Consider the following 14,742-nt stretch of genomic DNA (forward strand, 5'->3'; position numbering starts at 1 on the left):
TGGAAATCCCAGTTGCGGCTGCCAGGGATCGGGCCGTCCACTGGGTGCTGCCATCAGTGGGCTTGGACTGCAGAGCCCGGTTGATCACCTCGGCCACCTTGTCGTCCTCGTAGGTGCGGGGCCGGCCAGGTCTGAGCTCATCGTGCAGGCCCTCCAGGCCAAGGTCCCGGTAGCGTTTTCGCCACTTGCCGACGGTCATTCCCGTCAGCCCCATCCGCTTGGCGATGGATGTGTTGGTCTCGCCAGCCCCGCAGGCCAGCACGATCTGCGCGCGCTGCACGATCGAGTGGGGCAAGGAGCGGGAGTTGGCGATGCTCTGCAGCTGCTGAACTTCGTCCTCCGTGAGGACCAGCGGCGACATCGGACGGCCGACAGCCATGGAAAGACTCCCTCGGGAGACACTCCACATTCTATCAGTTATTTGCGGGACTGTACACTAGGTCCTGGAGTGATCGACTGGCGAGGATTACTTGCCGATGCTGGCCACGGCTTCCTTTGCCCGGGTCACCACTTCGGGGGGCAGGCTCACGTAACCCAGTTCGGGGGCCAGCGATTGGGCTTTGGGCGAGAGGGTGTGCTCGAACACTTTCTGCAGTAACGCGGTTTTGTCACCGTTACCGCTCTTGTAGAGCAGGATCCAAGTGAAGGTAACGATCGGGTAGCCGGCTGCCGGATTTGGATCGCTTCCCACCAGATCCGGACCGATGTCGATCGAGCCCAGTGCCGCACTGGCGGTTTCGTTCGTGGGTTTGAGCATCTCACCGTTCTTGTTCTGCACGGCCGCTGCCTGCAGTTCTCCCTGTACGTAGGCGGTTTCCACATAGCCGATGCCGCCGGGTGTCTGCTTCAAGGTGGCGGCGATGCCTTCATTACCCTTGGCACCCACTCCGGTGGGCCAGGCCACCGACTTGGCTGCCCCGGGTCCGTTCTTCCACTCGTCGCTGAAGGCCGCCAGGCTGTTGGTGAAGTTGTAGGTGGTGCCGGAGCCATCGGAGCGGTGCACCACGTTGATCGGCTTGTCCGCGCAGCCCAGATCCTTGTAGTTCTTGATCTTGCCGAGGAACACTCCCACCACCTGCTCCTGGCTGAGCTTGAGATCACAACCCGGCAGGTTGTAGGCCACGGCGATGGCGCCCGCCGTCATCGGCACCTGAACGACGCCTCGCTTGACCTTGGCGATGTCGTCCGCCTTCATCGGCGCGTCGGAGGCGCCGAAATCGATGGTGCCCGCCACAAACTGACGAACGCCAGCTCCTGACCCAACCGACTGGTAGTTGACGTTGATGCCCTCGCTGGCCAGATCCTGGAACCAGCGCTGATAGATCGAGGCCGGGAAGGAGGCTCCGGCTCCATTGAGGCTGCCGGTGAGACCACCACCCCCGCCACCACCACCACCACCCCCGCAGGCGGAGAGGCCCAGGGTGAGCGAGAGGCCCAGGGCCGTGCCGACCTTGCCAAGAGAACGGGGTTGGATTGAAGTCATGGTGGGAGGAGGTTTGCTCCGAAACTGCGGTCACCTACGTGACGGTATCCAGCTACGGAGCCGAGAACGTTAACGACAGGTAAGGGAACTTTCGATCTGCTCCACGGCCCACTGGGCAGAGGCCGGTGCCAGCAGCACACCATTGCGGTAGTGACCACTCAGCAGCAGCAGTCCAGGCTCCAGATGCTCCAGCAGCGGGGCCGGCCTGCCGATGGGTCTGGCCCGCAGGCCCTGCCAGCGGCGGATCACTGCCGCCTCCCGCAGCCATTCGCAGCCCAGGACCCTGCCGGCGAGCTGTCGCATCGGCCCCAGCAGTTCCGGGTCGGCCTGATCCCCCGGCTCCAGGGTCGCCCCCAGCCAGAGACCCCCGCCTGGCCGAGGCACCAGGTTGAGCCCCTGCCAGATCACTGGGCAGGGCCAGCGGATCGGCGCGCTGGTCGCCAGCTCCAGGCACTGGCCCAGCACGGGTTGCAGCGGTCGCTGGTGCTCCAGGGGGGCCAGAAGCCCTTCGCTGGCCAGGCCCGCTGCCACCACCACCCAATCAGCCTCGATGGCCTGCGCGGCTGATTGGCCGTGCACTCTCCAGCCTGCCGGCTGCCGCTCCAGCCCAACCACGCGGTCGCTGAGCAGCTCCAGGCCCTGCCGCAGGCCATCACGGCGAAAAGCGTCCATGGCGGCCAGGGGATCCAGCTGTCCGTCCTGGGCGGAGTGGAGACCACCCGCGTTGTTCTCGGTATCACCCAGAGTCAGACCCAGCTCCTGCAGCCGAGATGGCTCCCACCAGCTCAGGGGCAGACCAAGGACCTGGCGTTCCTCCAGCAGCTGGCGCAGCCGTTTGACATCGCCGAGGTCCTGCGGCAGCAGAAGCAGGCCGGCCTGGAAGGGGATCGGCCAACCACGCCCGCTCAACTGCTGGCGCCACTCAGTCCAGAGGCTCAGGGAGGTCTGGCGCAGGCGCCAGGCGCGGCCCCTGCTGCGCTGGAACACTTGGGCCATCAACACCCCCAGGGCCGCGGCACTGCCGTTGCCGCAATCCTCCGGATCAGGCCCATGGGCATCGGGGGCGATCAGCCGCACTCGATGGCCGCGGCCCTGAAGCAGCCAGGCCGTGGCCAGGGCGACGATGCCGGCGCCAATCACGACGACCGAGCGAGGCTCGGCCGGAAGCTCAGGATGTGCTGGAGAAGCGCTCAGGCTGCGGAGCCGCTGGGCAGCGCAGCGGCGGGGAGCACCTCGGCGTAGGAACCAAAGCCCCTGGCCACCTTGATGTAGCCCTTACGCAGCCGTTCTCCATCCTGGAGTCGCGCGGCCTCATCGAGCTCGGCCAGAGCGCTCTTGAGCTGTTTGGCCCTGGCGGTGGCTTCGGCGCGGTCGGCGGGAAGAAGGCGCTGGTTGATATAGAGCATTTCTCGGCCCACTTCCTGCATGGGGCCGTGGATCAGATTGCGGGTGAACACCCAGTTCCTGTCGTTCACCAGTGTGGCCAGCTCGGGCAGCCGGTCCTTGGCTGCCAGGAATCCCTCGGCCTGTCGCTGGATGATCGCCAGATCGGCTGTACTGATGCTCGGGGCTTTCTTGGCCTGGCCGCCATCGCAGGCCACCAATCCGAAGCTGAGCAGCACGGCGAGAGCCAGGAGGCCCAGCTGCCTCAGCGCATGACGAAGGGTGGAAACCAGCTGAACGGCCATGGTGAGCACCGAAGTCAGGCGCGACTGTACGTCGCACCGGCATGGCCATCTGCCTTGCTGGCGACTGGCCTGGAGAGCGCCGGGCACAATGCCCTTCGAGACAGGCCCTGGTGCCGATGAGCGTGCCCACAGCAATCCTGCAGGTGATCTGCCCCGACCGTCCGGGTCTGGTCAGTGAGCTCTCCGGCTGGGTGGCTGCCAACGGTGGCAATATTCGCCATGCCGATCACCACACCGACGCCGGCGCTGGGCTGTTCCTCAGCCGGATCGAGTGGCAGCTGGAGGGTTTCGGACTGCCGCGGGAGGCGGTGGCGCCGGCGGTGACGGCCCTGGCGGAGCGGCTTGGTGGTGACGGTCAGGTCCATTTCTCCGATGCCGCAGCACGGGTCGCGATCTTCGTGAGCAAACAGGATCATTGTCTGGTGGATCTGCTCTGGCGCACCCGGGCCGGGGAGTTGCCGATGCAGGTGCCGCTGGTGATCTCCAATCACCCCGATCTGCAGGCCCTGGCAGAGGATTTCGGCGCACGCTTCGTCCATCTGCCGGTGCTGCCCGACTCCAAGCAGGAGGCTGAGCGGGCGCAGTTGCAGGTGCTGGAAGATCACGGCATCGAGCTGGTGGTGCTGGCCAAGTACATGCAGGTGCTCAGCCCCGACTTCCTGGCCAGCTTCCCCGCGGTGATCAACATCCACCATTCCTTCCTGCCGGCCTTCAAGGGCGCTCAGCCTTATCACCGCGCCTGGGAGCGGGGCGTGAAGCTGATCGGAGCCACTGCCCACTACGTGACCGAAGATCTCGACGGCGGACCGATCATCGAGCAGGCCACCGTGCCCGTGAGTCACCGGGATGACGTGGAGGACCTGATCCGCAAGGGCCGTGACATGGAGCGGCTGGCCCTTGCCCGGGCCCTGAGGCTGCACCTGCGCCGCCAGGTGATGGTCTACCGGGGTCGCACCGCCGTGTTCTCGTGAGGCAGGAGTGGCTGCGGCGCCTTGATGCGACCAGGCCCGAGGGCGCCTCGCCCCTGGGCTGGCGTTGTTTTCAGCTGGGCTTGCTGTTGCTGGCCAGTTCAGCCCTGCTGGCCGGAGTCCTCCTGCTGGTGGCCCTGATCCTTGGTTGCCGCCAGCGCCTGCCCTGGTGGCGGGATCGGGTCAATCAGGTACTGCTGCTGGTGTCAGCCCTGATGGTGCTGGGTTGTTTCACCGCCTCCAGTGGCTGGCTGGCCTGGGTGGGCCTGGGCAACTGGCTGCCCTTCTTCTGGGCGTTCTGGGGGTTTCAGCCCTACCTGGCCTCGGCCCCGGCCCGCCGGCGGCTGGCCCTCTGGCTGGTGGCCGGCACCGTGCCGGTGATCGTCACCGGCCTCGGACAAATCGTCTGGGGTTGGAGCGGGCCGTTTCAGACCCTGGGGGGAGCGATCATCTGGCACCTCAATGCCGGTGGCAATCCGCCCGGGCGCCTGGCCGGCCTGTTCGACTACGCCAACATCGCCGGAGCCTGGCTGGCCCTGGCCTGGCCCTTTGCCCTGGCGGCGCTGCTGCAGCGCCCTCAATCGTTGTTGAAGCGCATGCCGGCCTTGCTGATCACGGTGGGCCTGGTGGCCGCCATCGCCCTCACCGACTCCCGCAATGCCTGGGGGGCCCTGGTGCTGGCGCTCCCCTTGGTGGCGGGTCCGGCCCGCTGGATCTGGCTCCTGCCCCTGCTGGTGGTGCTGCTCATCCCCGTGGGGCTTGCCAGCCTGCCGGGGGTGCCCGTGGTGCTGCAGCAACCCGCCCGAGAGCTTGTACCCGCTGTGATCTGGGAGCGGCTGAGCGATCTGGAGTTCGCCGGCCGCCGCCCCCTGGCCATCACCCGGATCAACCAGTGGGGGGTGGCGCTGCAGCTGGTGGCGGAACGTCCCTGGCTCGGCTGGGGCGCTGCCGCCTTCAGCGCGATCTATCCCCTGCGCACCGCCGGCATCTGGCATGGTCATCCCCACAATCTGCCGATCGACCTGGCGGTCAGCCATGGGGCTGTGGTGGCGTTGCTGCTGGTGGGCCTGGTGCTGGCGCTGCAGATTCAGGCGGCCCGCCTGGGCATGGCGAGTGGGGCCCTGTTCGATCGGGCCTGGTGGGCGGCCTTCCTGGTGCTGATGGCGCTCCACGCCACCGACATTCCGCTTTATGACAGCCGCATCAACATCGCCGGCTGGGTGCTGCTCTGCGGCCTGCGCGCCTACTCCCTCAGCCCGGAGCTGCGCAGGCGGGTCTGACGCTGGCTGCCGCGAGGGCCTCCTGCCTGTGACGGGCCAGGGTGGCCTTGGGCAGGGGCCCCTCCAGGTGCTCCCAGGGCAGCACCCTCTCCGTGTCCCAGAGACCATGGATCGCGTCCTGCCAGGGCGGGAGCGGGGGCAGGCTTCCCTCAGGTTGCTCGCACAGGCTGCGGTAGGCGGCCTTCCATCCCCCCTGACTGCCGTGGCGGCCCCGCACGGCGGCGATCACGGCGGCCAGGCGCCGGTCGCTGCGGGAGAGCAGCGCCTGGATCACGCTCCAGCCGTAGCTCTCGGGCCGCAAGTCGATGCCCTTGGGCTGCAGGCGGCGCGCCAGCCGTTTCAGGCGCTTCTCCGCTTCGGGCCGCACCGGTTCCCACTGAAACGGGGTATGGGCCTTTGGCACGAAGCTGCTCACCCCCAGGCTCAGACGCAGGCCGGGGGTGGCCTTCTTCAGAGCCAGCAGCAGATCGGCGGTGGCTTCGATGTCATCGTCGTCCTCGGTTGGAAGGCCGGCCATGCCGTAGAGCTTCAGGCCGCTGAGCCCGCCCTCCTTGGCGTAGCGGGCCGCCGCGAAGATCTCCTCGGTGGCCAGCTTCTTGTTCACCACCTGCCTCATCCGCTCGCTGCCGCTCTCGATCGCAATCGTCAGCGACTTGCTGCCGCGCCTGGCCAGGATCCGCCCCAGCTGTGGCGTCACCGTGGCGGCGCGCACCGAGCTCACGCTCACCCGGGTGTCATCGAAGCGGTCCTGGTCAAGCCAGCTCAGCAGGTCGGCGAACTGGGGGTGCTGGGTGACCGAGGCCCCCAGCAGGCCCAGCCTGCGGGTGGCCCCCAGACCCGCCTCCACGGCGGGGATCAGGCCGTCGTCGAGTGACGGGGTGCGGAAGGGCAGGGTGAGGTAGCTGGCCAGGCAGAAGCGGCAGAGCTCGGGGCAGCTGCGCACCACCTCCACCATGTGGATCGAGGGCCAGGCCGCCTCGGGGGTGATCACCATCGAGTGGCTGAGGGTGTTGCCCCGCCAGGTCTGCTTGGCCACGGTCGCCGGGATGTCCGCCTCGATCGGCTCCACCGCCAGCAGGCTTCCGGCGCTGTCGTAGCGGGGGGCGTAAAGCGTTGGCACATACACCCCCGGCACCCGCGCCAGAGCGCGCAGCCGCTCGGCCCTCGGGGCCTGCCGGTGGGCGATCACCGACTCAACGAAGTCGGGCAGCAACTGTTCGCCATCGCCCAGCAGCACGGCGTCGAAGAAGGGGGCCAGGGGCTCGGGGTTGGCGGTGAGCACCGGTCCGCCCCCGAAGACGATCGGATCGTCCTCGCCCCGCTGCCGGCTCCAGAGCGGAATGCCTTGCTGCTCCAGCAGGTCCAGCAGCACCGGGCCATCCAGTTCCCAGCTGAGCGAGAGACCGAAGAGGTCGCAGTGGCGGTGGGGGGGGTCGCTGCGGTCGGTGAACAGCCGCCGCACATCAAGGTCGGACCGCCGCGCCAGGGTCGCCCAGACCACCTGATAACCCAGGCTGGTGATGCCCACGGAATAGGTGCTGGGGAAGGCCAGCACGGTGCGCAGTGCATGGGCGGCCGGTTGGGCAGGCTCGAACAGCAGGGTCTCCTGGTCCAGGGAAAGGTCATCGGCGCAGTGAACCCAGGCTGTCACCCTCCGGGACTGGCCGTTGCTCCTGCCGTCGGCCGGCTGGCGGGGTGGAGAAGTCTGCTCAGTTGGTCTTGAGCCCGTTCAGCAGGCTCATCAGGCCTGAGATGGCCCCACTGCCGCTCTCGGCGGTTGGGGGAGTGGCACCGCCGAAGGTGCTGATCACCTGTTGAGCGGCTGCTTCGATTGCGGGCCACTTGTCGCCGGCCAGGGGCTGGATCAGGGGCCCCACCTTTTTGAACACCCCCTCGAAGCCGCCCATGGTGGCCATGGCGCCCTGGAGGTCACCGGCCTTGATCTGGCTCTGGCCCTTGTTGAGGATGTCCATCAGGGGAGCGAGTGCCGGGGTCACGGCGGTTCTGGCGGCATCACCGGCTGCTTGCTTGGCCGCATCCCCCATGCCGCCCCCGGCCTGCTTCATGCCCTCCTTGGCGCCCTGGCAGCTGGTGAGCAGCAGAGAGGCCAGAATCACCCCGCCCAAGGCGGAACGGGTCCAGAGGCGTGTCGCGTTCATGGGGGGAGAGCTGACGGCCCTCAAGCTATGCAGCGAAATCGAACGCTTCAGATGGCGTGGCATTTTGTAACCTCAACTACAGAAACAACGGCTCTGGTTCCGTTTGTCACAGGCTTGCCGCGGCCGCAGCGGCACCGACAGCACAGGCAGTTCAGCAACGCCCCTGCCGCTGGAGTTCAGCGACGTTTCTGGAGGGATCAGCCGCTGGTAGATCGACTGGCGATTCAGCAACCGGGCCACCAAGAGGCTGCCCAGGCTGGCCACCAGCACCGGCTTGAGCAGCAGCACTAGGACCCAGGCCGCCGCCAGACCCCTGCTCAGGTCCAGCACCAGGAAGATTGCCGCGACCTTGCTTTTGTCCGCCGGGGCATGGTCCGCTCATTGCCGTAGCCACTGGCGACCACGCACTTGACCGGCATCATGTTGCCGCGTAGAGCTGAGGCCACCGTCTCCCTCGAGTGCTTGATCGTGCCGCCCCGGTTGCTGCAGGCCAGTATCGGCTCGCCCACCGGCTCGAAAGCCAAGGCCTGCCCAGCCGGGTCCATGCAAGCCATCAGCGCGACAAACGCCGCGCCCAGGCCTCTGGACATGGCCGAAGCCCTTGAGGGTCGTCGTGCTGAGGCTCTCACCAGCTGATGCCCGTGCCCAGGGCCCGTAGCTCCTGCACCCGGCGGATCGTCTGCACGGCCTGGCAGCGGCTGGTCCATTTTTCTGGGAATGGTGAGCGTCTGTAGTAGGCCTTCACCAGGGCGCACTGGGAATCGCGCAGACGGATCCAGGCCAACTGGGCGTCCTGCAGGGCCCGGCGCTCCTGGGAGTCGGCCCGCGCCATCAGGTCGCTGTAGACGACATTGAGTTCCCGGTCGGCTTTTGCCAGCGCCTGCCGATGGCAGGCCACTGCCGCCGCCTCTGCCTGGGGCAGGCCCGGGCACTCAACCGCGGTGCCGGAGAAGTAGCCACCGCTGGGATCGTCGGCCCGCGCCACGGGCGCCAGCAGCCCGAGCAGCGTGCATGCGGCCAGGATGGGTGCGTGCAGCTGGGGGTTCATACCTCAGCCAGCACCTTCTCCTCCTCCTCCACACTCACGACGCGGCCGGCTTCACTGAACCCATCGATCTGGTCGAAGTTGAGGTAGCGGTAGAGCTCGCCTGAGAGGGGATCGATCTTGGCCGCCGCAATCTCCAGGTACTCGGCCGGGCTGGGAATGCGGCCCAGCAGGGCACACACCGCCGCCAGTTCGGCGCTGCCCAGATACACCTGGGCGCCGTTTCCGAGTCGGTTGTTGAAGTTGCGGGTGCTGGTGGAGAACACGGTGGTGTTGTCTTCCACCCGAGCCTGGTTGCCCATGCAGAGTGAGCATCCGGGCAGCTCCATGCGGGCGCCGGCGGCCTCGAACTTGGCGCTGTAACCCTCGGTGCGCAGGACCTCGTCGTCCATGCGGGTGGGGGGGCAGACCCACAGCCGCGCGGCGCTGGTGCCGGCCCCGTCGAGCACGGTGGCAGCGGCGCGGTAGTGGCCGATGTTGGTCATGCAGGAACCGATGAACACCTCATCGATCCGATCGCCCGCCACCTCGGAGAGCAGCTTGACGTTGTCGGGATCGTTGGGGCAGGCCAGCACCGGTTCGGTGAGATCATCGAGATTGATCTCGATGATTTCGGCGTACTCGGCGTCGGCGTCGGCGCCCATCAGCTGGGGATCGGCCAGCCAGGCCTCCATCGCCTGGATCCGCCGGGCCATCGTGCGCTCGTCGTGATAGCCGCGGGCGATCATGTTCCTGAGCAGCGCCACGTTGCTGCGCAGGTATTCGGCCACGGTGGCTTCCGAGAGCTTGATCGTGCAGCCTGCACACGACCGTTCGGCGGTCGCATCCGTGAGCTCGAACGCCTGCTCCAGCTTGAGATCGGGCAGCCCTTCGATCTCCATGATCCGGCCGGAGAACACGTTCTTCTTGTTGGCCTTCTCCACCGTGAGCAGACCCTTCTGAATCGCCACCCAGGGGATGGCGTTGACCACGTCGCGCAGGGTGACGCCAGGCTGGAGTGAACCGCTGAAACGCACCAGCACCGATTCGGGCATGTCGAGCGGCATGGCGCCGATGGCGGCGGCGAAGGCCACCAGGCCCGATCCTGCGGGGAAGGAGATGCCCAGGGGGAAGCGTGTGTGGCTGTCGCCGCCGGTGCCCACGGTGTCGGGCAGAAGCATGCGGTTGAGCCAGCTGTGGATGATGCCGTCGCCGGGGCGCAGGGCGACGCCGCCGCGGGAGGCCATGAAATCGGGCAGCTCGGCGTGGGTTTTGAGGTCAACCGGCTTGGGGTAGGCGGCGGTGTGACAGAAGCTCTGCAGCACCAGATCGGCGGAGAAGCCGAGGCAGGCCAGCTCCTTCATCTCGTCACGGGTCATCGGCCCGGTGGTGTCCTGGGAGCCGACGGTGGTCATCAGCGGTTCGCAGCTGGTGCCTGGGCGCACGCCCGGCAGGCCGCAGGCCTTGCCCACCATCTTCTGGGCCAGGGTGAAGCCCTTGCCGGTATCGGCCGGGGCCGCGGGGCGGATGAACAGCTCCGAGGGCGCCAGACCCAGCTGGGCCCGCACCTTGTCGGTCAATGAGCGGCCGATCAGCAGGGGGATGCGGCCACCGGCGCGCACTTCATCGGCGATGGTGCTGGGCTTGAGCTCGAAGCGGGCCACCACCTCACCGGCGCCGGGTTCGCCTTCAGCCCGTTCGATCGTGCCCGCATACGGACGGATCGTGATCACATCACCCGAGTTCAGCGCCGAGACATCGCACTCGATCGGCAGGGCGCCGGAATCCTCGGCGGTGTTGAAAAAGATCGGTGCGATCTTGCCGCCCAGGATCACGCCGCCGCCGCGCTTGTTGGGAACATGGGGGATGTCGGTGCCGGTGTGCCAGAGCACGGAGTTGATCGCCGACTTGCGCGAGCTGCCGGTGCCCACCACATCACCCACGTAGGCGACGGGGTGACCCTTGGTCTTGAGCTGCTCGATCAGCTCCAGCCCGCCCGGCATGCGGGTCTCCAGCATCGCCATGGCGTGCAGGGGGATGTCGGGGCGGGTGGTGGCGTGGGTGGCGGGGGAGAGGTCGTCGGTGTTGGTTTCACCCTCCACCTTGAATACCGTGACGGTGATCGCCGCCGGCAGTTCCGCCTTGGCGGTGAACCATTCGGCGGCGGCCCAGCTGTCGACCACCTGCTTCGCCCAGGGGTTGCTGGCCGCCAGCTCCAGCACGTCGTGGAACGAGTCGTAGACGAGCAGGGTGCGGCTCAGACCACGGGCCGCTTCGGCGGCGACGGCGGCATCGGCGTGGCCGAGCAGGCTGATCAGGGCACCGACGTTGTAGCCGCCGATCATGGTGGCCAGCAGCCTGGTGGCCTCGATCGGGCTGACCAGGGGGCTCGCGCTCAGTCCCTGGGCGATGGCGCTCAACCAGCTGGCCTTGACGTAGGCGGCCTCATCCACTCCCGGCGGGATGCGTTCACTGAGCAGATCGAGCAGAACGGTCTCCTCACCGGCGGGAGGCTGCTCCAGCAGCTGGGTGAGGGCCTGGGCCTGGGCGGCGGTGAGCGGCAGGGGCGGCACCCCGAGAGCGGTGCGCTCCGCCTCCGCCTGGCGGTAGCTCACCAGCAGGTCGGTGTCACTCTCTGGAGAGGGCATGGCGAAACAATGGGGTTGTCTCCATTGTTTCTGGCCGTGGTCCCCCGCTCAGTCACCATCGTTGCCAAAGATGCTGCGGGGAGAGTCTCTAGGGTGTGAGATTGGCCCTCGGTTCACGACCGCTCCCGGCATGCTCACCACCTCCGACCTCCACATCGTGGAGACACGGCCGCTGGTGGCCCCGGCGGTCCTCCACCGCGAACTGCCTCTGAGCCAGACGGCGGCCCGCACCGTGCTCGATGCGCGTGAGCGGATCAAGGCGATCCTGCATGGGCAGGACTCCCGCGTTCTGGTGATCGTCGGTCCCTGTTCGGTGCACGACGTGGAGGCCGCCCGGGCCTATGCCGATGCGATCGCCGAGGTGCGCGAGCGCCACCGTGACCAGTTGGAGGTGGTGATGCGTGTGTATTTCGAGAAGCCCCGCACCACCGTGGGCTGGAAGGGCCTGATCAACGATCCCCATCTCGACGGCAGCTACGACATCAACACCGGTCTGCGCCTGGCGCGGGGCCTGCTGGTGCACCTGGCCGAGATGGGGCTGCCGGCTGCCACCGAGCTGCTCGATCCTGTGGTGCCCCAGTACATCGCTGATCTGATCGGCTGGACGGCGATCGGGGCTCGCACCACCGAAAGCCAGACCCACCGGGAGATGGCATCCGGCCTGTCTATGCCGATCGGCTTCAAGAACGGCACCGACGGCAGCGCCGTCACGGCCATCCATGCCATGCAGGCAGCCTCCAAGCCCCACCATTTCCTGGGCATCAGCCAGCTGGGCCACGCCGCGATCGTTTCCACCACAGGCAATCCCGATGGCCATCTGGTGCTGCGCGGCGGCAAGGGAGGAACCAACTACCACTCCGAAGCGATCGAGCAGGCGGCCCATGCCCTTCAGAAGGAGGGTCTGCCAGCGAGGCTGATGGTCGACTGCAGCCACGGCAACTCAAACAAGGACTACCGGCGCCAGGGGGAGGTGCTGACCGAGGTGGCCGGCCAGTTGCGCGGTGGCTCCCGTCATGTGATGGGGGTGATGATCGAAAGTCACCTGGTGGCAGGCAATCAGAAGATCCCCGCCGATCTGAGCCAGCTTGCCTACGGCCAGAGCATCACCGATGCCTGCATCGACCTTGAGACCACCCGTACGGTGCTGGAGGGGCTTGCCGAAGCCGTGGCTGAGGCCCAGGCCAACAGCCTCGCCCCGGTCTGATTGGATTAGTTCTGGCACTCCCGGAGTGAGACTGCCAGAATCATGTTCTTGCAACAGGATGTTCCTGTTGAACAGTTGATTCTGATGGGCGCACTAAGTTGCCGTTCCTTGAGGCATCCGGTGATGCATCAGGAGTCAACCCAATGTCCTATCTCCTCCAATTCTGCGGCTTGAGCGAACCCCTCCAGCTGTTCTATCTTGAGCAGAGTGGTGCCACCCGGGAGCCCACAGGGCCGGTGTTTGCAGGCTTTCGACCCTTCCAGCTCGATGATCTGCTCGGCTGGGCCCTGGGTTCAGCCCGTCAGCGGGGCTGGGATCCCGAGGGCATTCAGACCACAGTTCTCCAGGCCTGGATGGAGCGTGCCGAGGTGATCCGCCAGTGGCAGCTGCGTCTCAAGGCTGAGCCCAGCGATCGATTGGTGGTGGCCGGCCTCGGTACCCCCTCCGACTGGCAGCACCGCTGCGAGGGGATGCTCAGGGCCTGAGCGAGAGCCAGCTCCAGAGCAGGCCCGTGGCCACTGGAACGCTGAGGTTATCGAGGCCGACGACGGCGATCTGCTCCAGCAGAGTGGCCGTCAGGCTGATCAGCACCAGGGCGGCTGGGCCGGGCCCCGAGCCCCCCAGCTGGCGCAGAAGCACCACCACCATCAGGGCCATGCCGGCCATGGCCCCGGTGCCCACCACCGACTTGCGTTGCCCGAGGATCTGCCAGCTCGGTGAGGAGATCAAGGGTCCAAGCAGCCCGGCGAAGCCATCCCCCAGGGCCATAACCAGCACCCCCGCCACCACGGCCTGGGGCTGGGCCGGCCAGAACAGTGCCAGCAACAGGGTGATCGCGGCGCCGTAGGCCACCGTTCCGTAGCTGTGGCGCCCCACGTCCTCAATGGCCGGCAGTAAGCGGTAGCGGTGGTTCAGGGCCGCCAGCAGGGTGACCACGGCCGCAGCCGGCAGGGCGATCCAGCGATCGATCCCGACGGCCCAGGCGATCAGGACCACCGGTCCGGAACCGATATGCAGCAGTTTGCGGCTCCACTCGGGTTGATCGGGCCAGCGTTGGCGGGCCCAGATCGCCAGACCGAGGACACAGGCCAGCCAGACCAGCACCAAGGCCACTCCCATCAGCGCTTCAATCCCAGCCGGCGGGGCCCAGCCTGACAGCCGCCCTGGCTCAGGCGGCCTGCTGCAGGTTGCTCATCAGCCGCAGTTTCATGATCGCCTTGGCTTCAAGCTGACGCACGCGCTCGCGTGAGACGTTGATCTTGCGGCCGATCTCAGCGAGGGTCAGAGGCTCCTTGCCTTCCAGGCCGAAGCGCAGTCGCAGGATTTCCTGTTCCCGCTCGTTCAGCTGCGAGAGCCAGGCGCCGAGGTGCTCCTTCTGGATCGAGCGGTCCATGTGATCCATGGGCTCGGTGCTGGCCGGATCGGCGATCAGCTCGCCCAGGGTGCTGCGGTCCTCCTCGCCCCTGGCGTGGGCATCAAGGGAGGCGCAGGGGGCGCTCTGGGAGATCAGGTCCTCCAGATCCTTGATGTCCATGCCCATTGCATGGGACAGCTCCAGCCGGTTGGGCTGGCGACCGAAGCGGTGGGAGAGCTCCCGGGTGATGCGACGCATCTTCGAGAGTTTTTCGCTCACATGAATCGGCAGGCGAATCGTGCGCGCACTGTTGTCGATGGCCCGGGTCATGCCCTGGCGAATCCACCAGTAGGCATAGGTGGAGAATTTGTAGCCCATGGCCGGATCGAACTTGTCAACGGCCCGCTCCAGCCCGATCGCCCCTTCCTGGACGAGATCGAGAAGTTCCAGCCCCTGGTTCTGATACTTCTTGGCGACGCTCACCACCAGACGCAGGTTGGCGGCCATCATGCGGTCGCGGGCACGACCCCCCATGCGGATCTGGTGCCGCTGGCGGGGAGTGAGGGAAGCGTCGGGTAACTCCAGCAGGCGCTTCATTGACTGCACGTGGTGAGCCAGCTCGATCTCTTCAGCTGCCGTGAGCAGTGGAACGCGGCCGATGTTGCTCAGGAACCAGCCGATGGAATCGGCGCTGAGCCGACCTCCTCCGGTTTTGGGCTGCACCGCCCGTGCCGCTGACTTCGCCTTTTTGGGAGCGAGACCTGTGGCAGGGGTGGATTGCAAAGGTGTCCCCATCACCCCAGCCTCCAGATGAGTTGTGCGCGGAACATAGCAGGGTCCAGAGGTGGCCTGCTGTAAAAATCCGAAGACTCCGTGAAGATGGACAAGCTACTTTTCTTCATTGAGTTGTGCATGATGCCGATTCAGCAGGTCG

At 66.9% G+C, this 14,742-nt stretch carries 15 protein-coding genes; 4 read left to right on the forward strand and 11 right to left on the reverse strand.

From position 1 onward, the window contains the following. The 4 genes from KBY93_RS12860 to psbQ form a co-directional block, all read right to left on the reverse strand. Positions 1–379: helix-turn-helix domain-containing protein (locus KBY93_RS12860; RefSeq protein WP_255094828.1), on the reverse strand; the 379-nt coding region annotated here is incomplete at its 3' end. 87 nt (positions 380–466) lie between these two features. Beyond that, a complete protein-coding gene (gene pstS / locus KBY93_RS12865) occupies positions 467–1,483 on the reverse strand; it encodes a phosphate ABC transporter substrate-binding protein PstS (protein WP_255094829.1) in 1,017 nt (338 codons plus the stop codon). A gap of 69 nt (positions 1,484–1,552) precedes the next feature. Beyond that, on the reverse strand, positions 1,553–2,623 hold the full coding sequence (locus tag KBY93_RS12870) for an FAD-binding oxidoreductase (RefSeq protein WP_255094830.1): 1,071 nt from the start codon (positions 2,621–2,623) through the stop codon (positions 1,553–1,555). 50 nt (positions 2,624–2,673) lie between these two features. Further along, complete coding sequence (gene psbQ, locus KBY93_RS12875) at positions 2,674–3,180, reverse strand: photosystem II protein PsbQ (RefSeq protein WP_399223169.1); 507 nt, start codon at positions 3,178–3,180, stop codon at positions 2,674–2,676. Between the two features lie 107 nt (positions 3,181–3,287). Between psbQ and purU the strand changes: the two genes are divergently transcribed. Then, positions 3,288–4,142 (forward strand): formyltetrahydrofolate deformylase, encoded by an 855-nt coding sequence (purU, locus tag KBY93_RS12880; protein ID WP_255094832.1) that lies wholly within the window; start codon positions 3,288–3,290, stop codon positions 4,140–4,142. Then, positions 4,139–5,419 (forward strand): O-antigen ligase, encoded by a 1,281-nt coding sequence (locus KBY93_RS12885; protein ID WP_255094833.1) that lies wholly within the window; start codon positions 4,139–4,141, stop codon positions 5,417–5,419. The genes purU and KBY93_RS12885 overlap by 4 nt, the downstream gene beginning before the upstream one ends. On the opposite strand, the gene KBY93_RS12890 is transcribed toward KBY93_RS12885, so the two are convergent. The 5 genes from KBY93_RS12890 to acnB form a co-directional block, all read right to left on the reverse strand. Continuing rightward, the gene (locus KBY93_RS12890) at positions 5,391–6,974 is read right to left on the reverse strand and encodes a radical SAM protein (protein ID WP_255094858.1); all 1,584 of its coding nucleotides are present in this window, start codon (positions 6,972–6,974) and stop codon (positions 5,391–5,393) included. The two genes, KBY93_RS12885 and KBY93_RS12890, sit on opposite strands and share 29 nt — an antisense overlap. A gap of 154 nt (positions 6,975–7,128) precedes the next feature. After that, positions 7,129–7,578 carry a hypothetical protein gene (locus tag KBY93_RS12895; RefSeq protein ID WP_255094834.1) on the reverse strand — a complete coding sequence of 150 codons (450 nt, stop codon included), beginning with the start codon at positions 7,576–7,578 and terminating at the stop codon, positions 7,129–7,131. Between the two features lie 72 nt (positions 7,579–7,650). After that, positions 7,651–7,908 carry a hypothetical protein gene (locus KBY93_RS12900; protein WP_255094835.1) on the reverse strand — a complete coding sequence of 86 codons (258 nt, stop codon included), beginning with the start codon at positions 7,906–7,908 and terminating at the stop codon, positions 7,651–7,653. A gap of 295 nt (positions 7,909–8,203) precedes the next feature. Next, the gene (locus KBY93_RS12905) at positions 8,204–8,626 is read right to left on the reverse strand and encodes a lysozyme inhibitor LprI family protein (protein ID WP_255094836.1); all 423 of its coding nucleotides are present in this window, start codon (positions 8,624–8,626) and stop codon (positions 8,204–8,206) included. Continuing rightward, a complete protein-coding gene (gene acnB, locus KBY93_RS12910) occupies positions 8,623–11,250 on the reverse strand; it encodes a bifunctional aconitate hydratase 2/2-methylisocitrate dehydratase (RefSeq protein WP_255094837.1) in 2,628 nt (875 codons plus the stop codon). Before acnB ends, KBY93_RS12905 begins: the two co-directional genes overlap by 4 nt. A gap of 130 nt (positions 11,251–11,380) precedes the next feature. On the opposite strand from acnB, the gene KBY93_RS12915 reads away from it, so the two are divergent. Both KBY93_RS12915 and KBY93_RS12920 read left to right on the forward strand, forming a co-directional pair. Further along, on the forward strand, positions 11,381–12,454 hold the full coding sequence (locus KBY93_RS12915) for a 3-deoxy-7-phosphoheptulonate synthase (RefSeq protein ID WP_255094838.1): 1,074 nt from the start codon (positions 11,381–11,383) through the stop codon (positions 12,452–12,454). 170 nt (positions 12,455–12,624) lie between these two features. Further along, positions 12,625–12,939 (forward strand): hypothetical protein, encoded by a 315-nt coding sequence (locus tag KBY93_RS12920; RefSeq protein ID WP_315856414.1) that lies wholly within the window; start codon positions 12,625–12,627, stop codon positions 12,937–12,939. Here the strand turns inward: KBY93_RS12920 and KBY93_RS12925 are convergent. Further along, the gene (locus tag KBY93_RS12925) at positions 12,929–13,573 is read right to left on the reverse strand and encodes a diacylglycerol/polyprenol kinase family protein (RefSeq protein WP_255094840.1); all 645 of its coding nucleotides are present in this window, start codon (positions 13,571–13,573) and stop codon (positions 12,929–12,931) included. The genes KBY93_RS12920 and KBY93_RS12925 overlap by 11 nt on opposite strands. A gap of 49 nt (positions 13,574–13,622) precedes the next feature. Beyond that, positions 13,623–14,603, reverse strand: coding sequence for an RpoD/SigA family RNA polymerase sigma factor (locus tag KBY93_RS12930; protein ID WP_255094841.1), 981 nt, complete (start codon positions 14,601–14,603; stop codon positions 13,623–13,625). Positions 14,604–14,742: the final 139 nt, after the last annotated feature.

The sequence above is a fragment of the Synechococcus sp. J7-Johnson genome, from assembly GCF_024345795.1.
Lineage (GTDB): Bacteria > Cyanobacteriota > Cyanobacteriia > PCC-6307 > Cyanobiaceae > Regnicoccus_A.

Excerpts from the sequence above, each read along its gene's own strand:
- KBY93_RS12930 (WP_255094841.1), bottom strand. The coding sequence starts at position 14,603 with ATGGGGACACCTTTGCAATCCACCCCTGCCACAGGTCTCGCTCCCAAA.
- acnB (WP_255094837.1), bottom strand. The coding sequence starts at position 11,250 with ATGCCCTCTCCAGAGAGTGACACCGACCTGCTGGTGAGCTACCGCCAG.
- KBY93_RS12905 (WP_255094836.1), bottom strand. The coding sequence starts at position 8,626 with ATGAACCCCCAGCTGCACGCACCCATCCTGGCCGCATGCACGCTGCTC.
- pstS (WP_255094829.1), bottom strand. The coding sequence starts at position 1,483 with ATGACTTCAATCCAACCCCGTTCTCTTGGCAAGGTCGGCACGGCCCTG.
- purU (WP_255094832.1), top strand. The coding sequence starts at position 3,288 with ATGAGCGTGCCCACAGCAATCCTGCAGGTGATCTGCCCCGACCGTCCG.
- KBY93_RS12895 (WP_255094834.1), bottom strand. The coding sequence starts at position 7,578 with ATGAACGCGACACGCCTCTGGACCCGTTCCGCCTTGGGCGGGGTGATT.
- KBY93_RS12925 (WP_255094840.1), bottom strand. The coding sequence starts at position 13,573 with ATGGGAGTGGCCTTGGTGCTGGTCTGGCTGGCCTGTGTCCTCGGTCTG.
- KBY93_RS12915 (WP_255094838.1), top strand. The coding sequence starts at position 11,381 with ATGCTCACCACCTCCGACCTCCACATCGTGGAGACACGGCCGCTGGTG.